This window comes from Bacillus sp. BS98, assembly GCF_008432245.1.
Classification (GTDB): domain Bacteria; phylum Bacillota; class Bacilli; order Bacillales; family Bacillaceae_G; genus Bacillus_A; species Bacillus_A toyonensis.
The window spans coordinates 478121-501795 of the sequence record NZ_CP043830.1 but is presented as its reverse complement, the minus strand read 5'-3'; the positions used below and the strand labels follow the sequence as shown (position 1 = coordinate 501795).

Here is a 23675-nt window from a genome sequence, read left to right as displayed (position 1 = left end):
ACGCTTACCCTTCCAAGCGAACATAGGCAATAATAGGAGTACGCACAATTACATCTTCCGGTGGTCCATAGGAAGGAGAAGTACGAACACTTACTGCCCCGTCTGTCACAGATAAAAGAATGCCTGCAACAATTTCTACAGCTGTCACAACTTGCACTAACTCACCAACATGGTTACGCAGTTCATCAGTAAATAACATATATAACTCTCCTTTCTTACACTTCTTTAATTGATATAATACTTGTAAATGGTAATAAAACTTCAGTTCCTATTCCTTCTTGCAGTATTAAGAAATCGTCGCCAACTGCTACAATAACACCTGTTAACTGCCCAACCGTCACAGTAATTTCGACGTTTTTACCTAAATATTGCTTTGCAATTTCTTTAAACGGTGATGTATTACATTCTTTTAAAATGTTACAAATAATCGATTGAAATTGACTTGATTTAATAAATTCTTCTGTAGCTTGCTTAGAATTTCTTTGAATAAATCTCGCAAAATTTTGCGAAAATAAAAGTCGTTCCACAGCAGGCAGTAACTTGTCATCTAAAAAATAACCTAATTGTCTATTAAACAGTCGGGATAATTTATGCCAATATTTTCTGAACAGACACATACACTTCTCCTCCTATTTATTTTTAAAATATAAAAAATACATTCATACATCTTAATGTATACAAAGCAGGCTTTTTATGTGATAGGTAAGACATACATTTTTCAAAGAAACAAGAATTTTTAACTAAATAAAAAAGATAGACGGTATCCCATCTATCTTTATAAGTATTTTAATTTTTAATTGTAACAATGGCAGCTGTACTGTAATAAACCGCTCGTGGTAATTCTGCCTGTTCACTGATAGAAGCTGTAACAAGAGAACCACCGCTTGCCGAAAAATGCTTAACAGCTTCTAACGGAATACCATCTTCTTTCACATCAATATGCGTGCCATCTCGCCAGTCTATTTTCTGCATTGTTGCTGAAAGGTCCCCAGTCACTTTACCAAATTCTTTACCATCCACCCCTAAAAAGATCCATTCCCATTTTGTTAAACTTAGTACTTGTTTCAACTCCCCAATTTTCTTTCCATCCATATTCGAAAAAATATAGAAGTTGCGTACTCCCATATTCTTTTGAACACGCAACAATCTTTCTCCTGAGTGATTATATAAATAAAATTGTTGCTTATGTAGTCCCTTAAAAAGAAAAGAGAGTACAGCTTGCCATACACTTTGAATAACAAAATCATACTCTTCTTTTAAAAAACCTACTGTATTTCCTTCTAATCCAAAGTACGTTATTACTTGAAATATCCCTACCTCTTTCCGAACAACAAATTTTTGTTGCTCAAGTAATTCAGAAGTCTCTATATTATAATTTTCCTGTTTAAGTATTTTTGATCTTCGTTTTTCTATAAAGCTATATATTAATAATCCAATTGCTGGTAGTAAAATACCTATTAATTGCAGATTGTCTTTCTCTGAAGTGAATAGCATCCCTTTTTTATATTCCATCACTAATCCAATTGCAACGATAATCCATACAATGACAGATACAAAAAAAATACGTTTCGCATTACGTGCGTGATGCTTATGTATACTCATATCCCGTCCCCTTTTCCATTTATCCCGCTATTTGCCGGGCAGTAAGACCCACACTTCAAAATTCGGCGAAAGCAAAGAAGTTAGGTCGGTGATCGACTGTCCGTAAAAGCCCGATTGGTGAAGGCTAATAATCAGTGGGGGATGAAGAAAACCCCCACTGATTAAAGTTTCACTTTATTTCATTATCCCATTGCACATACACTTCCTCAAGAAAAAAAGACTATCCAAAAAAGACAGTCATTTACACTTCAATATTTCGTAACATCGTATAAATATCGTTATTCACTTTACCAAATGATTTAATGTTATTTTGAATGTTAGATAATAAAACAACATATACACTACCATTTTTACTAAAACCATTTAAACAATTCCAACCTGGCATTACACCATGATTTGAATAGCTTCCTGGATCTACATACCAGCCAAATCCGTAATCTTTTTTCACAGCAGTAAACATTTGATTATAACTCTCTTTTGAAATTAATTTTCCAGAGAAGAGTGCTTCATTAAATAAATATAAATCATGTGCGCTCGTATATATATCACCACAACCATATAGTTGTGACATGCTCGGAATATTAGGTGTTGTCATATTGTTATTCACTATTTTATAACCCGTTGATGGGAATCTTGTTTGTTCCAACGCTGTACCAAAACCAGAATGTTTCATACCCGCGGTCGCAAAAATATGCTGTTTTATATATTCTTCGAGCGACTGTCCACTTACCTTCTCAGCAATGTAAGCAAGTATAGAATAGTTTGAATCAGAATACTTCCATTTCTCTCCCGGACTCCCAATACGCTTTTGCTTTCCTATTCGTTTGATCAATTCTTCATGAGAAATATCCTCTGTCCCCTGCTCATACTCTGGAATTCCCGATGTATGTGTTAATAGATGTTTTAACTGTATGCTATTACCTTGAGGAAAGTCTGGAATATACTTTGTAACTGTATCCTCTACTTGTAACTTATTTTGATCTTTTAATTGCATAATAGCAGTCGCTACAAACGCTTTTGAAATAGAACCAATATAAAAGGTCGTCTCTGAATTATTCGGCACTTGATTCTCTTTATTAGCCATGCCGTATCCTTTATTCACAAGAACTTTCCCATTCTTCACAATAACAGCTGTTCCACTAAATCCCATGCTCTGTAAATATTGATCCAATTGAGCATTTTCATTAATTTCTTGAGGTGGTCCCTCAGCAGGCTTCTCCACAGCTTGCGCTTGCTTCACTTGTTCTTCCTGCTCTTTTTGTTTTTGTGCTTCTTGCTTCTTTTTTTCTTCTTCTTTCTTTTTTAGCTCTTCTTGTTTTTTCATTTCTGCTGCCGCTTTTAAAGTTTCCTCTTTCTTATTAAGCGCAACAATTTTTGTATACATGAAATATACAAGTGATAATAGTAAGACGAGAATGATTGTTCTTTTTATGTATACAATCGGCCGACGTGCTTTCCCATTTGCATTATTTTTTTCCTGATCCATGATTGCCTTTTTCCCCTTATTTACCGATAATTTACTTTTAATTTTCACCTATATTTTGGATAATCTATTCTATAACATCACTACTTTATCACGCACTGTACATATAACCAACCTATATGTACAAAAAAGAAAAAGAAAATTTACAAAAGTAAGATTCCCGTTAAATTTTTAACATAAAAAAAGAGGATATCCTCTAAAAACTGATATTATCAGTCTTTTTGGATATCCTCTTATTTAATTATTTATACGTGTTTTTTCATATCATCGGCAACAGATTCAACATTTGTACCTACGATAACTTGTACACTTGTGTTACTTAATTTCATAACACCTTTCGCACCCGCACGTTTTAATGCAGCTTCGTTTACTTGACTAGCATCTTTCACTTGTAAGCGTAGACGTGTTGCACAGTTATCAATAACTGTTAAGTTGTCTTTTCCACCTAAAGCTGCTACGTAAGTTTCACCAATTGAACCTGCAACTGGTGCATCACCCTCTTCAACTAACTCATCGTCATCTTCACGACCAGGAGTTTTCAAGTCAAACTTCTTAATTAAGAAGTAGAATACTACAAAGTAAATTACTGCGTAAATTAAACCGATTCCCGCTAGCAATACTGGTTTCGTTGCAATACCAAAGTTTAAGAAGTAATCAATTGCACCGGCACTAAATGTGAAACCATCGTGAATGCCAAGTGATGTTGTTACGAATAAAGAAATACCTGTTAACACGGCATGAATACCATATAATACTGGTGATAGGAACATGAATGAGAATTCAATCGGTTCTGTAATACCAGTTAAGAATGAAGTCAATGCTAGGCCACCTAACATACCTGTAACCATTTTACGTTTTTCTGGTTTAGCAGCTGCAATCATTGCGAAACATGCTGCTGGTAAACCGAACATCATAACTGGGAAGAAACCAGTCATAAACATACCTGCTGTTTTATCCCCTGCAAGGAAGCGAGCAATATCACCATTTACAACGTTACCTGCTGCATTTGTAAAGTCACCAAATACGAACCAGAAGTATGTGTTCATTACATGGTGTAAGCCAATTGGAATTAATAGACGGTTTAATAAACCAAATAGACCTGAACCAACTGCACCTAAATTAACAATTCCATGAGCCAATGCATCGATGCCATTTTGAATTGCTGGCCAAATTTGTGCGAATAGAATTCCTAATATTAGCATCACAACCGATGTAACAATCGGAACGAAACGTTTTCCAGCAAAGAAACCTAACCATTCTGGAAGTTTAATCTTATGGAATTTATTATAAAGGAATCCTGCTATAACGCCGACAATAATACCACCTAAAACTTTCATATCCACTTTAGTCGATAATTCGGCGGCCTTAGATACTTGTGTCATTGTATCTGCCAGCTTAGATGGATCTATATTTGCGCTATTACCTATTAAATCTTGAACTTTACCTAATTTATCTTGTAATTCTACAGTAGAATATCCCTTACTAAGTGCATCAATACTGTTTTTCATAACCAGATAACCAATTGCACCTGCAAGACCTGCTGCACCACTACCATCAACTGAAAGACCGATTGCAATACCAATTGCAAAAATAAGTGCTAAATTATCAAAAACCGCTGCGCCGGCCTGTGCCATAACAGGAATATCAAATACATCTGGTTGCCCTAAACGAAGCAATAATCCTGCTGCTGGTAGTACGGCAATTGGAAGCATTAGCGCTTTACCAATACGTTGTAAAAACTGCAACATTTTAATTCCCCCTATCAAATTTATGAAATCGTTATCATTATAAGTACGCTTTAGAAAACGCTTTCTATTTACATAACCATAATAACATATAGTTGTATAGATGTGTAGTTTTTATTTCCGAACTTTTTATGGATAAGTTTTCTATTTCCAAACTGTTATATAAAAGGGGAATTCTCCTCTTTTATTACAGAATAATCTAAACTAAAGACCCACTATAGAACATGTAACTTTCGTTTTATCATTCCACTTTTTCATGTTATTATTTATTTCCGAGCATATCGGGAAAAGTAAACTTAGTTAATTCGAAATAGGAGCGGTGGTACTATGCAGTGCATTGAAACAAACAACTTACAACAGTTGTTAGAACAAGTAAAACCATATACGAAAAAAGGAAAACTTGCTACTTATATCCCCGAACTAGGAAATGCAAATCCAGACGATTTAGGGATTGCCATTTTCCATAAAGAAACAGAATATATCCATGCTGGTAACTCACAGACATTATTTACTCTTCAAAGTATTTCCAAAGTAATTACACTTGCACTTGCACTTTTAGATCGCGGTGAAGAATATGTATTTTCTAAAGTTGGAATGGAACCAACTGGTGACCCATTCAATTCTATTATTAAGTTAGAAACGACAAGCCCATCTAAACCTCTTAATCCAATGATTAATGCGGGAGCATTAGCTATCACAAGCATGTTAGCAGGACAAGATAACGAAGAAAAAATGGAGCGTATCCTTCATTTTGTACGGGAAATAACAGATAATCCTACTATTAATTATTCTTCTAAAGTTGCCAATTCAGAATTAGAGACGGCTTACTTAAATCGTTCACTTTGTTACTATATGAAACAAAATGGAATTATCGATTGTGATATTGAGGAACTTATGGATTTATACACTCGTCAATGTGCAGTTGAAGTAAACTGTATTGATTTAGCACGTATTGGTTTAATTTTTGCAATGGACGGATATGATCCATATAAGAAAAAACAAATTATCCCTAAACATATTACGAAAATCTGTAAAACATTTATGGTTACATGCGGTATGTATAACGAATCTGGTGAATTTGCAATTCGTGTTGGTATCCCTGCAAAAAGCGGTGTAGCTGGTGGTATTTTCGGTTGCGTAAAAGGCGAGTTGGGTATCGGCATTTTCGGGCCAGCTTTAGATGCAAACGGAAATAGTATCGCTGGTTTTAAAATTCTTGAACTTCTTTCTGCTCAAGAAGGTTGGAGCATTTTTTAATTGGGCGGTATCCTGCTAATATAGCAGGATTTTTTTACGGAAAATTCATTGTTACTGGTCATCAATATCCTTACAAAAACAGTACTGAAAGTTTCTCTTTATTATGCATATTTGCTCCCCCCTCCTGAATAGTATAGTACAACCTAGCGCTATATGTGGAGGTGTAAAAGATGAAACTAATATTTCAAATGGCGAAACAACCTGTTCTTGAAAAAACAATTGTTCTTTTTATATTGAGTATTGTAGAAAGCTTAAAGCTAAAAGTTGTTTCACTCGACGAAGCTCACCGATACATATTCAATTTAGAAGTACTTGAACTATTAATGGATCGAAACATCGATGATCAAGTACTAGAGCTTATACATTTCGGAATGGGACTCGAAGATATTCATCATGTACTCCCTGAAGAACTTGAGCATAGTATTGAGGAACTAAAATGGCTTTGTATCCAAGTTTTAAGTGAATATAGTATGCACGAGGAATCGGAACAATTAATTGAAGATATACGCTAAAAAGCACCTTTGTAGGTGCTTTTTATGTTTATTAAGAAATAAATATCCGATGTCGATATATGAAATTTATTCAAGTATTTCCGAGGAAATGCTCGAACATTGCCTTTCTATGTTTACAACAACTGATCTATCCCAATAAGAATTAATAATACGCCTGCAATTACCGTCGCCCATTTCCCTAAGTATTCCGCTAAAAATCGTTTTCCTATATATGAAAAGCCACTAATACAAATGAAACTAAACACCCCAGAAATACATGCCGTAAGCCACAGATTCAAATTTGTTACTCCAGCATCAAACCCACCTGCAATATTATTAATAGATAATGCCACCCCTAAAACAAGAGCCTCAGAAAAACTAATTGTTTTCGATCCATCAAAATCTGCTTTTTCTGGATCACGTAAAATCCCCAAAAGTACACTACCATCTTTAGATTCTATGGTGTCCTTTTTACTCAAGAAAGGCTGACATAAAATAAACACTCCGATTATCCCTAAAACAATTGCTCCAATCAGGTTTGCTGTAAACTCTGAAATAAATAATGCGATCCAATTCCCCAAAAAACCAGCTAATAAAGTAAATAAAAAACCAAAAAATGCGATGATAAAATTGTTAAACCACGAAATACGAATTTTACGAATGCCATATGCAATCCCAACACCTGCATTATCTAAATTAGAAGCAATTCCGATTAAAAGAATTGAAAATATACCTGCCGTACTCATAAACAGTCACCCCTTTTTCTCACTTCTCAATGCATATTATGAAAATGTTGAGCAACTGTGCCTGTCTGTTTCATATACTTGTAATAAATGCTCAACATTTTTTCAACAATAAAAAGGGGTGCCTTCACTATGCCTAAAGAAAACCCAAACGATCGTCTTGGTAAATTAATCAAAAAGCTTTTAAAAGAACGTGCCTTATCCATGCGCCAACTAGGAATACTTACAAATATTGATCCAGCAACAATCTCAAGAATTATGAATGGTAAACAACAACCAAAACAAAAACATCTACAAAAATTTGCAGAATGTCTGCAAGTTCCGCCTCAATTGTTATTTGATGAAATGTATCCTAATTCTCCTCACATAAATAAAGAAAAGACGGATATGTATACATCTCTTGATACAATTCAGCAAACTTTACAATCCTCTAACTTATTCGACTTCGATTACACAACAACTCGCGTAAAACAAGAACTTGAAACTTATGAACGCTATGCTCAAACAACAGAAGGTGAAAAACGTATTCATGAAAGTTTTTCAAGCAAGTTAGAACAGATTGATAGTGCAGGCCCTTTCATTGAACAATTAACAGATATGTATCAACAATTTTGTAATGAAACCATTTCAAAAGAAGAACGTGCAATTCTTGGGGGTGCATTACTGTATTTCATTTTATCGACAGACATTATCCCCGACTATCTCTTTCCAATTGGCTATTTAGATGATGCAATTGCTGTTGAATTAGCAAAAGAGAAATTAATTGAACTAAAACGAAAGACATAGAAAAATAAAGTAAAACTTTAATCAGTAGGGGTTTTGTTCATCCCCCACTGATTATTAGCCTTCACCAATCGGGTTTTTATGGGCCGTTGATCTCCCACCTAACTTCTTTGCTTTCCCTGAATTTTGAGGTGGGGGGCTTACTGCCCGGCGAATAGCGGGATAAAAAACTATTTCAGCTGTTGTTTAAGTTCAACTCTGAAATAGTTCACTAAAAAATCGTACAAGTTGCAGACCCGTACGATTTCAATATACAAATCTATTTTTTCGTATGACACCATTCATATATGAACGCCGTTATTACTTTTGTAAATTCAATTAACTGTTCAACTTCAACTTTCTCATTTACAGAATGGGCCTCTTCTAGTGTACCTGGCCCATAAATAATGGCGGGGATATGAAATTCACTAAACCACCCACCATCCGTTACTGTTGCAGACATATCTAAAATTGCATTTTTAGATAAAATAGATTCATGTACCGCACTAAGAGTTTTTACAGCTACATGTTCACTATCTACTTCTAAAGAAGGAAAAATTTCACCACGATCCACAATCATCGACTCTCCGCCCCACTTAAATTGCGGTGGATTTTCACTTAACCATGGATCAGCAGCTGCTACTTTTCTTATATACGCTTCTATTTCTTCTATTATTTGTTCATGCGTTTCGTTTGGATAGAAGTGTACTGTTATCCACAATCGGCACTCATCAGCAATAAACGCTGCATGCCGGCCACCTTCAATAACAGCTGGATTAATTGTTGTTGTTCCCGATGGATAGCCTTCATACGTTTTCATGACTGCCCAGTGGCGCTCCAGTTCTTGTAAGCTTTGCACAATTTTCATCATTTTTTCAATTGCACTCGCTCCAAATAGACGTCCTCCGGCATGAATCATTTGTCTACGTGTTGCATCATGAAACGTTCGCGGGCTTTTCACAGTAATCCATCCAGTAATTACGCCCCCCTGTCCTTGCATATGTAAATTGCTCGTATCCACTACGACTGCAAAATCAGCATCATAACCACGTTTACAACATTGAAGTGTTCCTGCTTCTCCTACTTCTTCTCCAATTACTGATTGAAATATTAGATCACCCGGCAATTCAATTCCCGCTTCTTCTAAAAGCTGAATAGCAAATAAGGATCCAGCTAATCCACCTTTCATATCTGCCGCGCCTCTTCCAACTAACCAGTCGTCTTTTATAAACGGCTCAAACGGATTTGTTTCCCATGCCTCATCTATCGACACTTCAGCTACATCCATATGTCCATTAATAATAAGACTTTTATATGTCCCGCTTTCCGTCCCTTTTTTTACACCAACAACGTTCGGGTCATTCGGATATACATCCCATTTATCAATACTAAAATTTCGTTTTCTTAGAAAATCTGCAACAAATTCTTGTGCTTCATTTGTATTTCTCGCTGGTGGCGCTGGTGTTTCAAAACGAATTAATGTTTTTGTAAGTTCGAGCAATTCCTCTTTCCTTGAATCTATTTGTTTTAACAACTGCGAAATTTCTGGATTCATCGCTAATTCCCCTTTGCATACGTAGTATGTTTCCAGCTTTATTTTCACAAAAAAAGAGACTGTTTACAATTTTACAGTCTCTAAATGACTCACTATTATAAAGTGAAACTATAATCAGTGGGGAGGTTCATCCCCCACTGATTGTTAGCCTTCACCAATCGGGCGTTTACGGGCAGTTTATCTCCAGCCGAATTTTGAAGTGGAGTTTTACTGCCCGTTAATGCGGGGTAAACTTTCTAATTCAGTTGTGTTTGTCTTTTCAATATGTTCTACGCTACTTCTCTTATTTCTGGTAGCGCGATAAAACAGTAAACAAACAATCATAAATGGAATACCACAATATAAAGCCATTCTTTGTTCAGGAATAAAAGCCATGCCAACAATTACTGTTAAATTTAATACTAACGCAAGAAGTGGAACAAATGGATACAATGGTGTTTTAAATTTCAAATCCTTAATATCTCCGCCCTGCTTTACGTATGTCCTTCTAGCTAATAAGTTAGATAAAGCAATCGATGCCCAAACTAATATTGCTCCGAACCCTGCAATTGAAAGAAGCCATAAATAAACTGTATCTTCCGCATAAATACCTGATAATAATGAGAGGCATCCTACAATCGTGCTTACAATCAACGCATAAATAGGAACACCGTTTTTAGATAACTTACCAAAAATCGGGCTAATCATTCCTTGATTAGACATAGACCATAGCATACGGGAAGTTGCATATAATCCTGAATTCGCAACCGATAATACCGCTGTAATAATAACAAAATTTATAATATCAGCCGCATAAGGAATACCAATTTTATCAAATACGACTACAAATGGACTTTCTATTACGCCTGCTTGCTGCCAAGGAAATAGTCCTGCAAGAATAAAAATAGATAGTACAAAGAAAACGAGTATGCGCCAAACTGTATTATTAATTGCCTTCGGGATCGTTTTCTCTGGATTTTCACTCTCACCAGCTGCAATTCCAACTAGTTCTGTTCCTTGGAAAGCAAAATTAACTGCAATCATTGTAATTAAAATTGCTGATAATCCATTTGGAAACAACCCTCCATAATCAGTAAAACTAGAAAACATCGGTGCTGGTTCGTTTCCTTTCATATCTAGAAAACCGAACATCGCTGCCCCGCCCAAAATAATAAATGCAATGATTGTAATTACTTTAATACTTGCAAACCAAAATTCAACTTCCGCAAAACTTCTTGAAGATAACGCATTAATAGCAAAGAGCAGTACTGCGAACACTACACACCAAATCCATGACGGTACATCGGGAAACCAGCGTTTCATCAAAATACTAACTGCAATTAATTCAATGCCTATCGTAGCAGACCAGTTTAGCCACGACATCCAGCCGACTACATAACCCGCTGCAGGCGAAATGTGCTTTGTTGCATACGTTTGATAAGATCCTGCATCAGGCATTGCAACCGCTAACTCTCCTAGACAGAGCATCGTTAAATACATAACAAACCCGCCAACAAGATACGCTATAATCGCTCCTCCAGGTCCAGCTTCATGAATTGTATAACCAGATCCTAAAAAAAGACCCGTACCAATAACCCCTCCGAGTGCAATCATAAATATGTGCCGACTTTTCAATTCCCTTTTTAATCCTTGGCTTTGATCCATCACATAAATCCCCCCTTTTCATTTTTTAAAACCCATTAATTGTAAGCGCTTTTAAAACTCTTCATCGTAAAATTAATTATTAAAAAGTGCAAAATACATATCACTTATATTAATCACTACCTGTTATTAAAAGGTCATCCCTTACTGTTATTAATAGTTTTTGATCAGCGATAGCTTGTCCTTCTACCACTTCTAAAGATTCGATATAACCACTGATGCCTACCTTAATTTCTACTTTCTGTTTATCTATCGTTTCAATTAACGCTAATTTCTCCCACTCATATACGTAAGAACTTTCAGTAACAAATAATTTCTCTACTTTCCCGTAACAAGGACTATACACGCCTTCTATAACCGTCTTCACTTAATAAATTCCTCCTCTTAATTAATTTGCACTGAAATGTCGCATACCCTATGAAAAGTTCTAATTCATCCACTCCTTTCATTTAAAGATTTCAATTATTATTTATGCAAGATACGTACCAACCTCAATATCTATATAAAAATTAAGATTTCGTACAAAAAAATCTACATAACCGCAAAATTTTTCTATCATTTAAAAAGTTTTGAAAGAAAATAGCAAAAAAATTTTGCGATTTTATGAGAATTTTAATAAAATTATAAAAAGTCAGTCTTCATAGGGTGAAACGAGGAGAAGATGATACATGCATACAGAAGAAATTAATTTTAAACAAATTATTGAAATGAATGCGCTATATGAAGCTTTACTCAATGAACTCGATATCGGGATTCATATTATTAATGAGGAAAGTAAAACGATTATCTATAACCGCAAAATGATGGAAATTGAATCAATGAACCGCTTAGATGTGCTATATAAAAGTCCCTTAGAGGTATTTGCATTTGAAGAAAATAAAAATAGTACTCTTATAGAGGCATTAAAATTTGGAAAAACAAAAAAAAATATAAAACAAACGTATTTTAACAATAAAGGACAAGAAATTACGACGATTAACGATACTTTCCCTATAATAGAAAATGGAAAAATTAAAGGTGCTATTGAAATTTCAAAAGAGATTAGTCACTTAAAGCAACCAATAAAAATGAGCCCTTCTCGAAAACAAAATACTAAATTCACCTTTGACCACATAATTGGTGATTCTGGAGCTATTCAATCAATCATTGCAGAAGGAAAGAGGGTAATTCGTACATCCTCATCTATACTTCTTGTAGGAGAAACAGGGACTGGCAAAGAACTATTTGCACAAAGTATACATAATGAAAGTCAGCGTTCAACAAAACCGTTTATTTCACAAAATTGTGCAGCTATACCTGATACCCTAATGGAAAGCTTATTATTTGGTACGAATCGAGGTGCCTTTACAGGAGCAATAGATAAATCTGGTTTATTTGAAGAAGCAAATGGTGGGACTTTGTTGTTAGATGAAATCAACTCATTAAGCCCAACGCTTCAAGCTAAGTTACTACGGGCTATACAAGAAAAAACAATACGAAGAATCGGAGGCGCACAAGAAAAAGAAATTGATGTTCGTATTATAGCAACTATTAATGAAGACCCTCTTGAAGCTATTGCACACAATCGGTTAAGAGAAGATTTATATTACCGATTAAGCGTCGTTACTTTATGTCTTCCACCTTTACGGGAACGAAAAGAAGATATTCCAGCTCTTGTTCAGCACTTTATCGAAAAGTACAATATTCAATTCGGGCTCAGCGTAACGGATGTAGATGTACATGTAAGAGAATTCTTTTATGTATACGATTGGCCCGGAAACGTACGAGAATTGGAACATATAATTGAAGGTTCAATGAACTTAATAGAAGATGAAAATATCATTACAGCGTTTCATATACCCACTCACTTTCGCGAACGAATAAAAAAAGAATTCAATATGCAACCTTCACTAACTAATTACAATGCTGATACACCTAAAACTTTAAAGCACACGATAGAAGAAATAGAAAAAAACTACATCACTCAAATTCTTAAAGAGAATAATGGTAATATCTCACAAGCAGCAAAATTTTTAGGATTGAGTAGACAAAACTTACAATATCGAATTAAAAAACTTCATTTACAAATATGAAATGAACCTTTCTCCAATCGTAGAAAAATTGGTAAAATGTGTTAAACTAAACATATAACATGCTAGAAAGGGGCGATATATATGAGTAATGATAAAAAATTAAAGTTAATACAATACTTATACTTTTTCCCTACTATTCTCTGTATGATGTTATTCATTAATGCCGATGTAAGCAGCTCTCCTTATGCAAAGCTATTAGGAACAATTTTCGGCTCCTTTGCAGCTATTATGCTTGCTGCTTTTTGGAATTTGAAAATACGTATGAAGAAAGAGAAATCTTCTTAACAGCAAAACATAAAAAAATCGAGCCTACACAGCTCGATTTTTTACTGATTAAAACTCAACACTCTCCAAATACAAACCACTTGCCTCAGCAAGACAATTGATTTGATTGCGCTGTTTTTCCTCTAAAATGTTCGGAATTGCTTCAGCATCTAATTGTCCTAATCCAACTTCAATTAATGCTCCAACAATTTTTCGCACCATATTATGAAGGAAGCCGTTACCACTTACTCTAATTTGTACAAATCCTGCCTCTTCAGAAACCTCAAGCGTATATACTTCTCGAACCATAGACTTTTTCTTAGATTTTGCATTTGAAAAAGCAGTAAAATCATGTGAACCAACTAAATGTTTCGCAGCTTTTTTCATGCTTTCCACATTTAATTTTTTATTCACGTGCATGCTGTGTTTACGCATGAATGGGTTCGTATGCTCTTCATTCCAAATCTTATAAAGATATGTTTTCGCCTTAGAGTTGTAACGAGCATGGAAACGATCTGGCACTTCTTCCACACTTGTAATACTAATATCATTTGGTAAATATTGATTTAAATACTTTTTCACTTTATGTTCCACTAACTTCTCATCACTCTTAAAGTTAGCCACTTGATTCAAAGCGTGTACACCAGCATCCGTTCTACTACAGCCGATAATTTCAATTTCTTTCCCGACCATTTCAGATATGACACTCTCAATTTTCCCTTGAATCGTATTATCATTATTACCGAGACGTTGCCACCCTTTATAACGCGCACCGTCATACTGAATCGTTAATTTATAATTGTGCATAGTATTCTCCTTCATAGAAAATATTCCCTCATATCGTGAGGGAATATGAATAAACTTTACTTTTTAACAAGTCTTACTACATTTTCTACATGAGCTGTATGTGGGAACATATCAACTGGCTGCACATATTCCACTTCATAACTCTTCATTAATGCATTCACATCACGTGCTAACGATGAAGGATTACAAGATACGTACACAACTCGTTTCGGCTGTACTTTTAAAATTGTTTCCAATAATTTATCATCGCAACCTGTACGTGGTGGATCGACAACAATTACATCTGGACGCCATCCTTCTTTTACCCACTTTGGTAACCATTGTTCAGCTTTACCTGCTTCATACTTCGTGTTTGTAAATCCGTGACGTTTCGCATTTTTTCTTGCATCTGCAATCGCTTCTGGAATTACATCCATACCACGTACTTCCGCCGCATCATTCGCAAGCCAAAGACCAATTGTACCAACACCACAGTACGCATCTACAATTTTCTCATTCCCTGTTAAAGCAGCTGCTTTTTTCGCTTCATCATATAAAACAACCGTTTGCTCTGGATTCAGTTGGAAGAATGCACGTGCTGATAATTCAAATGATAAATCACCAAGTGTTTCTTGAATTACTTCTTTTCCAGCTAATTTAAATGTTTTGTCGCCAAAAATAACAGATGTTTTACGCCAGTTTACGTTTTGCATAATTGATTTAACAGCTGGCATCTGTTTTTGTACTTCTGCAATAAATTGTTCTTTATTTGGCAGTTCTTCTTTTGTTGTAATAAGTGTAACTTGTACTTCCCCTGTTTGAACTGCAGTACGTGTTACAATTGTGCGTACTAAACCTTTTTGTTTTTTCTCATTGTAAATAGAAACATTTAGTTTTTCTAATATACGTCTTACAACTTTTGTCGCTTCATTCGTTGCTTTATGTTGAATCATACAATGGGCAATATCAATTAACTGATGTGAGTTTTGTTTATATAACCCTGTAATAACTTTCTCGTCTTTACGCCCCACTTGTAATTGACTCTTATTACGATAATGCCATGGATTTTCCATACCAAGCGTCGGACGAATTTTCTCTTCCAAAGTGTTATTCATGTACTTCTCAAATGCTTGTACAACGATATCACGTTTTTGATTTAATTGTTCTTTATAATCTAAATGTTGTAGCTGACAGCCACCGCACTCCTCATATACTGGACATGGCGCTTTCACACGATGTGGTGAAGCTTTACGAACCTTTTTCACTTTCGCTTCAGCGAAGCCACGCTGAATTTTCGTTGTCTCAGCAACGACTTCTTCTCCTGGTAATGCCCCTGGAATGAAAACAACTTGTCTCTTAAAATAACCAACGCCTTCTCCGTTAATCCCAAGACGTTTAATTGTCACAGGAAACGTTTGACCAACTTCCAACTTACTCTCATGTTGCTTTTGTATCATGATTACACCTCTACTCTATACTTTTCCATAAATATAACGCTGCATAACTGCAGTATGGTTCACACTCTTGTTTCACGTTTTCTAAAAATGCATCATCAGGTTTATCATCTAATTGAAATACACCTTGCACTGCACGCTGAATCCCAATGTCCGCTTTCGGAAACATATTTTTCCGCCCAAGCCCAAACATTAAAAAGTTTTGCACTGTCCATGCACCAATTCCCCTAATTGGCAACAATTGTGCTGAAACTTCTTCTTCCGTCCCAGTTTCTATACTCGCTAAATCTAATGTACCACGGGCAATACGTTCTGCTAATCCTACTATATATTCAGCCTTTCGCTGACTAAACTTCTGCTCTCTCAATTCTTCTATTGAAATATTTGCTACTATTTCCGGAGTAGGGAAAAAGAATACACCGTTCTTCTCTGTTCCATACCGTTTCACAAATTGTTCTGTTAGCACAGTAGCAAATTTCAAATTTATTTGTTGGTGAATGATACAGCGAAGAAGACAAGCAAAATAATCAAATTCTAAAATAATTGGAGTATAAGCATATGTTTCAAATAGTGGACGTAATGATGTGTTTAAAAAATGATTTTGTATATCTTGAAACGGTTCATTCCAATGAAAAATGGCCCTCATTCGTTTCATGACTTTCTCCGGATCTCCTGTCTGACTAGAAATCCAAAACTGTGGATTTTGAACAGTACCAATCCCTTGCAAGCGAACAACAACCTGTTCCTCGTCTATACAAAGCGGGACATAAATGACTTTCTCATCTAATTGAATGACGTTGAGAGGATCAAAAGATAAACGTTTTAATACTTCTTCAAAATGATACGGATACTCTAACGTAACATGTTCGCTCCACATACGTTTCCCCATCCTTTTTACACATCATTATAGCATGAGAAAACCGCAAGCATACATGCTTACGGTTGATTGCTTTTCACTAAGTCATCTAGACTTTTAAAATGATACCCTTTCTCGCGCAAATCATCAATGATTTTCGCAAGTGCTTCTGCATTATCTTTTGATATTGCATGAAGTAATAAAACAGATCCTGGATGAATCATCGTCATTACATTGTTATGCGCATATTGCCACCCTCTTTGCTGATCCACTTTCCAATCAAGAAATGCAAGTGACCAAAATACATTATAGTAGCCCATTTCTTTCGTAAGAGCTAATGTTCTTTCACTAAATACGCCGCGCGGAGGACGTACATATTTCACTTCTTTTTGCCCTGTTACTTTTTTTATTTCCTCTGTTACACTCGTTAATTCTTCACGAAGTTTTGCATCGTTTACTGCTGTAAAATCTGGGTGACTCCAAGAATGATTCCCAATAATATGCCCTTCATTTTTCATTCGTAACAACAAATCTTTTTGGGTTTTAATATAATGCCCTGTTACAAAGAAAGTGGCTGGTACCTTCTTCTCTTTTAATACATCTAAAATCTGGCCTGTATAACCATTTTCATATCCATTATCAAATGTTAAATAAATATCTTTTTTCTTCGTATCCCCTAAATAAAATCCGCCATTTTTTTGTAGCAATTCTGTATAAAGTTTCCCTGCATCTGGTACTATTTCATTTTTAGGACGCGGAATTCCCCAGTTATGTGGAGTGTTTGTATAAGCCAATGTTGAAACTGGAACAAGTGCCATCATAATTGAAAAAATGAGACCTATATATAACCATTTATATTTCATAAATAGTCTCCTTTCCATATATAATCGTACCTGTAGTTTCTGTTTCTCTGCTTTCTTTCATGCTGAACATGTTTTTCTATATATACCAAAAAAATGCACCTCGAATCATTCGAGGTGCATTTTTGTTTACTTAAATACTGGCTCTTTAAAGCTCGCTAATTTTTCAAGCGATGTTTTATCAACATCAGCATGTAAACTATTACCATGAGAGTCCATCGTTACAACTGCTTTAAAACCTTCAATACGTAAATGCCACATTGCTTCTGGAATACCAAATTGTAAGAAATCAACATCTTTCACTTCTTTAATACATTCCGCATAATATTGCGCCGCACCACCAATTGCGTTTAAGTACACGCCGCCGTGTTCTTCTAATGCTGCTAATGTTTTTGCACCCATGCCGCCTTTACCAATTACAGCACGAATACCAAATTTCTTCATAATATCCCCTTGGTATGGCTCTTCACGAATACTTGTCGTTGGTCCTGCTGCTTTAATTTGCCAATTGTCATTCTCGTCTTTCACTACAACTGGACCACAGTGATAAATAACTTGTCCATTTAAGTCTACTGGACAATCGTTATCCATTAAATGTTTATGGATTGCATCACGACCTGTATACATCATGCCATTAATTGTTACAACATCACCAACGCGAAGTTCACGAATTTGCTCTTCTGTAATTGGTGCTTGCAATACAATTTCACGTTGCTCTGTTTTTTCTTGCACTTCTTGCTCCAGTGTATCGTCGCCTTCTTGATATAGCCAATCCATAATTTCTCCTGTTTCAGGATGGATTTTTACACCAAGGCGGCGATATGCCCAACAATTATACGCAACAGATACGTAGAAGCTAGCTGGCAGGCGATTATATACGCCAATTTTACAACCAAGTAAAGTTGTTTCTCCGCCGAATCCCATCGTACCAATGCCAAGCTTATTCGCATTTTCTAATACATATTCTTCAAGTTTTTGTAACTCTGGTACAGGATTGATGTCATCTAATGTACGGAATAATTGATTTTTCGCTAATTCGTAACCTGATGTTCGGTCTCCCCCGATACCAACACCAATTACACCTGCACTACATCCTTGACCTTGTGCTTGATATACAGCATGAAGAAGGCATTTACGAATTCCTTCTAAATCACGGCCTGCGCGTCCAAGTCCTTCTAATTCACACGGTAAGCTATATTGAATATTTTTATTCTCACAACCGCCGCCCTTTAAAATTAAACGTGCATCAATATAATCTTTTTCCCATTGCTCAAACTTAATAACTGGTGTACCTGGTCCTAAATTGTTTCCACTATTGTCTCCAAAAAGAGAATCAACAGAGTTGGGACGAAGTTTACCATCTTTTGTCGCCCGCTCAAGCGCACTATAGATAGCTTCCTTCAGTTTTAATTGATTCACACCAACTGGTGTATAAATTTTAAAAGTTGGCATCCCTGTATCTTGGCAAATCGGCGAGATGTTATCATCTGCCATTTTAATGTTATTCGTAATTGTGCCAAGTGCCATCGCTGAACGAGTCCCTGCGTTTTCTCGCTCTTTCGCTTGTTGAATCGCACGACGAACATCTTTCGGTAAGTTCGTTGACGTTTCAACAACTAGTTGATACATGCTTTCTTGAAGCTTTTCCATTGTTACTTCCCCCTCAATTGTGAACGCTACCAAAACGTTACGAGATGAAAATTCCATCGTTATACTCTTCAGCCCTTTATTTATCCCGCATGAACGGGCAGTAACACTCCCACCTCGAAATTTGACTAGAGCAAAGAAGTTAGGTTGGAGCCCTGCTGCCCGTAAACGCCCGATTGGTGAAGGCTAATAATCAGTGGGGAATAAACTTCCCCACTGATTAAAGTTTCACTTTATTTCATGCTATTAAAGTATAAATGAGATTTTTCACAACTTGATTATACCTTTTTTTCTATATTCCTTCTATTATCCGTACAGAAAAAGGCTACCAATTTTGTATTGGCAGCCTTTTTAATATATTATTCGTCTTTTTTAAATTGCTCACATTTTAATTCTAATTCATCTAACATCGCAAGAAGACGATCTACATCTTCTAACTCTACTTCTTCAGGTTCAATTGTATCAATTACTTCAATGAACATATTTAAACGCTCTTTTAAATATACTAATTGTGTATCTTTATCTTGAATTGCTTTTCCCATGAAGGCACTCTCCTTTTAATTCGAGTTGCTTTTATTATACCGCAAAAATGATTGCTATGGGCATGAAATTTCATCAATTTTGTCACGATTATCCGCTATAATGTAAGCCCTCTCTCTTTTTCCGCTAAAAAGTTTCACTTTATAAAAAGTACATATTCTTCTATTATAGAGAATGGACAAATTGTTATTTCAATAGTCAAAGGAGTATTTCATATGACGATATCACAAAAAATGAAGCCGATTACTCCTTCTTACGATCCATGGGAAGCGTATATGGACCTTGAAGAGTACGGCAAACTACTATTAACAAACGTTGAGTTTACAACGACAACGTTATGCAATATGCGTTGCGAGCATTGTGCTGTTGGTTACACATTACAGCCGAAAGATCCAAATCCGCTTCCGATGGAGCTTTTATTAAAACGATTAGATGAGATTCCTCATTTACGTTCTTTAAGTATTACTGGCGGAGAACCTATGCTTTCAAAGAAATCCGTCGACAACTATGTAACACCACTCTTAAAATACGCTCATGAACGAGGCGTTCGCACTCAAATCAACTCAAACTTAACTATAGATTTAGCACGTTACGAACAAATTATTCCTTATTTAGATGTGCTGCATATTTCTCATAACTGGGGAACAATTGATGACTTCGTTGAAGGCGGATTTGCAATGATGGAGCGTAAACCTACTTATGAACAACGTGCAAAATTATTCGAACGAATGATTACCAATAGTAAAGCTCTATCCGATGCAGGTGTACTCGTATCAGCCGAAACGATGTTAAACAAAAGAACTCTACCACACATTGAACATATTCATCGTCAAATCGTTGAGGAAATGGGTTGTAAACGTCATGAAGTGCACCCGATGTATCCAAGTGACTTCGCTAGCACACTTGAAATTTTAACAAAAGACGAAATTCGAAAAGCTATTGAACATTTATTAGAAATTCGTGACGAAAATGTATGGATGTTATTTGGAACATTACCTTTCTATGCATGTAGTGATGATGAACGCGATTTAGCTACATTTAAGAAATTACATGAAAGTAAAAATGTAACTGTACGTAATGATCCAGATGGCCGTTCTCGTTTAAATGTAAACATTTTCGATGGAAATATTATTGTGACGGACTTTGGTGATGTTCCGCTTCTAGGAAACATACAAACAAATACATTACAAGAAGCATATGAGAAATGGAGCGCTTCAAAAACAGCAAAATCATTAAGCTGTCATTGCCCTGCGGTGAAATGTCTTGGACCGAATGTTCTTGTAAAAAACAGCTACTATCCAACAGAAGATTTCTTATCAAAAAAATCAAACCTTATGTTATAAATAAAAACGTCAGCTTATATGGGCTGACGTTTTTTTATTTCATTGCGCATGCGACGAGGAAATAAATTTAAAAAACAAATGATCATGAATTGGAATAGCTGCTCCAATTCCTTGAGAGGTAACATTTTTTACAACAAGTCTTTTTTGATTTCCTTTTAAAACAAGGTACACTTCTCCAAACGTTACTTTTCCTTTTTCATTTACTGCTGGCGTATAAGCATATAAATATCCAAGTTGACTCGGACTAATATTATACACACGCTCATGTCCTGTACCATAACCAATGGTCGTTTTAAATGAAAGTGGCAACTGTACTTTTTCAAGCGCTTTTAGCAGCATCATTTTTTTCACGTCTGTAGCATCTTTCATATCTGCTGTTAAATCGCCTTCAATCGTCTTTTGAGTTTCTTGCTTATAACGAAGTGGATATAAGCGATCTCCTCCTCGATTATCGTACACATTACGATTCACTTGTTTATATTCCCAATTAATCGATGTATCTACCGATTCATAATTTAAAGCCCATTGACCTAAATAAATTTTCGCGCGGTACCCTACTGCAAGCGGTGCATTTGAAATTGTCGTTTCATTAAACATCCGAATTAAGTCCGGATTTTCAATTTTAATATTTGCTGTTTTCAATAGTTCTTGAGCAAATTTACTAGGCTGCAAGCGCGGCAAATCTTGCGCATCGTTTGGAAACGTATTGTCTTTTGAAATATTTAAAACAGATGAAGGCATTTTTGTTTCTACCGTTGTCTTTGCAAAACTACTGTTAGGAAATAATAAAATAAACGAGACCATGGCTGAAAGACATATGCTGTATACTCGTTTCACCTGTCTGGCTCCTTCCTACATAAAGGTATATATACTACTTTGTTTATTGTTTTCTCTGAGCACAATTGTTATGCCTATTTTTCATAATAAATAAAAACCAATTCCCATAATGACGTACGCAGCTAATAAAGTGCCTCCTTCAAACCAGTTTGTATCCCCATCATTGGAGATTGCAATCGTTAAGAAAACAGCTGTAATCATGGACACAAGTTCTGGTATTGTAAACACTAAAGGCATCCTTTGTACAAAAAACATAGAAAGCAATACTAATACAGGAGCAACAAACATCGCAATTTGTAATGTAGAACCTACTGCAATTTCAACTGCAATATTTACTTTATTTTTATAAGCCATAATAATTGCAGATGCATGTTCCGCTGCATTTCCAACAATTGCAACGATAATAACCCCTATAAATAACTCTGACCAGCCAAATGACTTCGCAACCGTCTCAAATGTATGCACGAGAGCCTCCGACACATAAGCTACTGCAATCGTCGCTATCGCTAAAATAAGGAGTGCTTTACCTTTCGACCACTCTGGCTCTTCTTCATGCACTACTTCGTCACTTTTATGTTGATATACACCACGGTGCGTAACTAACTTAAATAGCAATGCAGCAAGGTACATAATAATCATAATAATAGATACGCCAATACTTAATTGATACGTCTTTCCCGCATCCATCTTCATTGAAAAAATTTCTGGAATAACAAAGGCTACGACAACAGCAAAAATTAATAAAGCTGAATTATGTCTTGCGTCGTAAACATTAAAGCTTTGTCTTTTATATTTTAATCCACCTATAAAAAAGGACAGCCCTCCTACTAATAGTAAATTTCCAAGTACAGAACCCGTTAACGAAGCTAACACAACTTCAATTAATCCTGCCTGAAGTGCGAAAATTGAAATGATAAGTTCAACGGCATTACCGAAAGTTGCATTTAATAATCCACCTATTCGAGGTCCAGAAACAATTGCCAAACTTTCTGTTGCTCTCCCCATAAACCCCGCTAATGCGATAATTGTAATGCAATATACAGCAAACATAATCGTTTGAGGCCAATGCATTGTTTTTCCGAGTACAGAAAGTGGTACACCTATAAGTGCTACTATAAGAAATATTTTATTAAACATGCTTTCCATCCTTCCATCGTATGTATTTCTCCTCATCATTAATATTATTCTTCTCCTAACTTGTCCGATTTCATCACAATTACGTTTAAAAAATCAGATTGAAGAAAACAGTATGAAAGATATTTAATTTATCTTGTTTAAACGGAGAAAATTATAAATTATGAAAAGAGGTTAAAAGTATGCACTTAAAAGAAAAAATTGCAACGATTATTCAAGGACAAAGAACAGGTGTGTTATCTACTGTACGTAATGAGAAGCCACACAGCGCTTTTATGATGTTTTTCCATGAAGATTTTGTACTATACGTTGCAACAGATCGACAATCAAAAAAGATAACAGATATCGAAAACAATCCAAATGTACATGTACTGCTTGGACGAGAAGGAAAAAAATTAGATGAAGATTATATAGAAGTTGAAGGCTTAGCTTCAATCGAGGAAGACTCAACATTAAAAAACAAGTTTTGGAATAATAGCTTAAAACGCTGGTTACTTGGTCCTGAAGACCCTAATTACGTATTAATAAAAATCAATCCTGACACAATTTATTACATCGATGGTGCAGGTACGACGGAGCCCGAGTTTTTACGACTATAAAATA

Annotated in this window: 24 protein-coding genes and 1 pseudogene; 7 read left to right on the top strand and 18 right to left on the bottom strand. The window is 35.6% G+C overall.

Annotated elements, in window-relative coordinates:
- Nucleotides 1-4 precede the first annotated feature (4 nt).
- From F0362_RS02590 to F0362_RS31335, 6 genes and pseudogenes are all read right to left on the bottom strand, one after another.
- Nucleotides 5-199: a hypothetical protein gene (locus F0362_RS02590; RefSeq protein ID WP_000899471.1), complete on the bottom strand. Its 195-nt coding sequence runs from the start codon at nucleotides 197-199 to the stop codon at nucleotides 5-7.
- 16 nt (nucleotides 200-215) lie between these two features.
- Nucleotides 216-617 carry an LSm family protein gene (locus tag F0362_RS02585; RefSeq protein ID WP_000335537.1) on the bottom strand — a complete coding sequence of 134 codons (402 nt, stop codon included), beginning with the start codon at nucleotides 615-617 and terminating at the stop codon, nucleotides 216-218.
- A 169-nt stretch (nucleotides 618-786) separates the two neighbouring features.
- On the bottom strand, nucleotides 787-1602 hold the full coding sequence (locus F0362_RS02580; protein WP_149889631.1) for a sugar ABC transporter ATP-binding protein: 816 nt from the start codon (nucleotides 1600-1602) through the stop codon (nucleotides 787-789).
- A 241-nt stretch (nucleotides 1603-1843) separates the two neighbouring features.
- Complete coding sequence (locus tag F0362_RS02575) at nucleotides 1844-3088, bottom strand: serine hydrolase domain-containing protein (protein WP_000371825.1); 1245 nt, start codon at nucleotides 3086-3088, stop codon at nucleotides 1844-1846.
- Between the two features lie 242 nt (nucleotides 3089-3330).
- Complete coding sequence (gene nagE, locus F0362_RS02570; protein WP_000938904.1) at nucleotides 3331-4833, bottom strand: N-acetylglucosamine-specific PTS transporter subunit IIBC; 1503 nt, start codon at nucleotides 4831-4833, stop codon at nucleotides 3331-3333.
- Between the two features lie 141 nt (nucleotides 4834-4974).
- Nucleotides 4975-5088 (bottom strand): annotated as a pseudogene (locus F0362_RS31335) (transcriptional regulator).
- Between the two features lie 69 nt (nucleotides 5089-5157).
- Between F0362_RS31335 and glsA the strand changes: the two are divergent.
- Together glsA and F0362_RS02555 are read left to right on the top strand one after the other, a co-directional pair.
- Nucleotides 5158-6087, top strand: a complete 930-nt coding sequence (gene glsA, locus F0362_RS02560) for a glutaminase A (RefSeq protein WP_001149857.1) — start codon at nucleotides 5158-5160, stop codon at nucleotides 6085-6087.
- A gap of 170 nt (nucleotides 6088-6257) precedes the next feature.
- Complete coding sequence (locus tag F0362_RS02555) at nucleotides 6258-6599, top strand: DUF3969 family protein (protein ID WP_000766598.1); 342 nt, start codon at nucleotides 6258-6260, stop codon at nucleotides 6597-6599.
- Between the two features lie 113 nt (nucleotides 6600-6712).
- On the opposite strand, the gene ytaF is transcribed toward F0362_RS02555, so the two are convergent.
- A complete protein-coding gene (ytaF, locus tag F0362_RS02550; RefSeq protein WP_000100716.1) occupies nucleotides 6713-7324 on the bottom strand; it encodes a sporulation membrane protein YtaF in 612 nt (203 codons plus the stop codon).
- A 129-nt stretch (nucleotides 7325-7453) separates the two neighbouring features.
- Between ytaF and F0362_RS02545 the strand changes: the two genes are divergently transcribed.
- Nucleotides 7454-8107: a DUF1232 domain-containing protein gene (locus tag F0362_RS02545; RefSeq protein WP_001123713.1), complete on the top strand. Its 654-nt coding sequence runs from the start codon at nucleotides 7454-7456 to the stop codon at nucleotides 8105-8107.
- 256 nt (nucleotides 8108-8363) lie between these two features.
- Here F0362_RS02545 and F0362_RS02540 read toward each other — a convergent pair whose 3' ends face one another.
- The 3 genes from F0362_RS02540 to F0362_RS02530 all read right to left on the bottom strand — a co-directional run bounded on the left by F0362_RS02540 (nucleotide 8364) and on the right by F0362_RS02530 (nucleotide 11646).
- Nucleotides 8364-9686 carry an acetylornithine deacetylase gene (locus tag F0362_RS02540; protein ID WP_002037899.1) on the bottom strand — a complete coding sequence of 441 codons (1323 nt, stop codon included), beginning with the start codon at nucleotides 9684-9686 and terminating at the stop codon, nucleotides 8364-8366.
- 159 nt (nucleotides 9687-9845) lie between these two features.
- The gene (locus F0362_RS02535; protein ID WP_000969264.1) at nucleotides 9846-11285 is read right to left on the bottom strand and encodes an amino acid permease; all 1440 of its coding nucleotides are present in this window, start codon (nucleotides 11283-11285) and stop codon (nucleotides 9846-9848) included.
- Between the two features lie 106 nt (nucleotides 11286-11391).
- Nucleotides 11392-11646, bottom strand: a complete 255-nt coding sequence (locus F0362_RS02530; RefSeq protein ID WP_000859494.1) for a biotin/lipoyl attachment domain-containing protein — start codon at nucleotides 11644-11646, stop codon at nucleotides 11392-11394.
- A 301-nt stretch (nucleotides 11647-11947) separates the two neighbouring features.
- On the opposite strand from F0362_RS02530, the gene F0362_RS02525 reads away from it, so the two are divergent.
- Entirely contained in the window at nucleotides 11948-13351 is a 1404-nt protein-coding gene (locus F0362_RS02525) for a sigma-54 interaction domain-containing protein (RefSeq protein ID WP_000556687.1), read from the top strand.
- An 81-nt stretch (nucleotides 13352-13432) separates the two neighbouring features.
- Entirely contained in the window at nucleotides 13433-13636 is a 204-nt protein-coding gene (locus F0362_RS02520) for a hypothetical protein (protein WP_000063850.1), read from the top strand.
- A gap of 48 nt (nucleotides 13637-13684) precedes the next feature.
- Here the strand turns inward: F0362_RS02520 and truA are convergent, their stop codons facing one another.
- The 6 genes from truA to F0362_RS02490 all read right to left on the bottom strand — a co-directional run bounded on the left by truA (nucleotide 13685) and on the right by F0362_RS02490 (nucleotide 19760).
- Complete coding sequence (truA, locus tag F0362_RS02515; protein WP_000553129.1) at nucleotides 13685-14422, bottom strand: tRNA pseudouridine(38-40) synthase TruA; 738 nt, start codon at nucleotides 14420-14422, stop codon at nucleotides 13685-13687.
- 56 nt (nucleotides 14423-14478) lie between these two features.
- On the bottom strand, nucleotides 14479-15858 hold the full coding sequence (rlmD, locus tag F0362_RS02510; RefSeq protein WP_000615220.1) for a 23S rRNA (uracil(1939)-C(5))-methyltransferase RlmD: 1380 nt from the start codon (nucleotides 15856-15858) through the stop codon (nucleotides 14479-14481).
- Between the two features lie 10 nt (nucleotides 15859-15868).
- The gene (locus F0362_RS02505; RefSeq protein WP_000269448.1) at nucleotides 15869-16732 is read right to left on the bottom strand and encodes a DNA-3-methyladenine glycosylase family protein; all 864 of its coding nucleotides are present in this window, start codon (nucleotides 16730-16732) and stop codon (nucleotides 15869-15871) included.
- A gap of 59 nt (nucleotides 16733-16791) precedes the next feature.
- Complete coding sequence (pdaA, locus tag F0362_RS02500; protein ID WP_000875966.1) at nucleotides 16792-17574, bottom strand: delta-lactam-biosynthetic de-N-acetylase; 783 nt, start codon at nucleotides 17572-17574, stop codon at nucleotides 16792-16794.
- Between the two features lie 126 nt (nucleotides 17575-17700).
- The gene (gene fumA, locus F0362_RS02495) at nucleotides 17701-19221 is read right to left on the bottom strand and encodes a class I fumarate hydratase (RefSeq protein WP_000413539.1); all 1521 of its coding nucleotides are present in this window, start codon (nucleotides 19219-19221) and stop codon (nucleotides 17701-17703) included.
- Nucleotides 19222-19577: 356 nt separating this feature from the next.
- Entirely contained in the window at nucleotides 19578-19760 is a 183-nt protein-coding gene (locus tag F0362_RS02490; protein WP_000513558.1) for an SE1561 family protein, read from the bottom strand.
- A gap of 213 nt (nucleotides 19761-19973) precedes the next feature.
- On the opposite strand from F0362_RS02490, the gene yfkAB reads away from it, so the two are divergent.
- Nucleotides 19974-21101 carry a radical SAM/CxCxxxxC motif protein YfkAB gene (gene yfkAB, locus F0362_RS02485; RefSeq protein ID WP_000156031.1) on the top strand — a complete coding sequence of 376 codons (1128 nt, stop codon included), beginning with the start codon at nucleotides 19974-19976 and terminating at the stop codon, nucleotides 21099-21101.
- Between the two features lie 39 nt (nucleotides 21102-21140).
- Here the strand turns inward: yfkAB and F0362_RS02480 are convergent, their stop codons facing one another.
- Together F0362_RS02480 and cax are read right to left on the bottom strand one after the other, a co-directional pair.
- A complete protein-coding gene (locus F0362_RS02480) occupies nucleotides 21141-21938 on the bottom strand; it encodes a YfkD famly protein (protein ID WP_002093842.1) in 798 nt (265 codons plus the stop codon).
- Nucleotides 21939-22019: 81 nt separating this feature from the next.
- Nucleotides 22020-23075 (bottom strand): calcium/proton exchanger, encoded by a 1056-nt coding sequence (cax, locus tag F0362_RS02475; RefSeq protein ID WP_002105682.1) that lies wholly within the window; start codon nucleotides 23073-23075, stop codon nucleotides 22020-22022.
- 179 nt (nucleotides 23076-23254) lie between these two features.
- On the opposite strand from cax, the gene F0362_RS02470 reads away from it, so the two are divergent.
- Nucleotides 23255-23671, top strand: a complete 417-nt coding sequence (locus F0362_RS02470) for a pyridoxamine 5'-phosphate oxidase family protein (protein WP_000550219.1) — start codon at nucleotides 23255-23257, stop codon at nucleotides 23669-23671.
- Nucleotides 23672-23675: the final 4 nt, after the last annotated feature.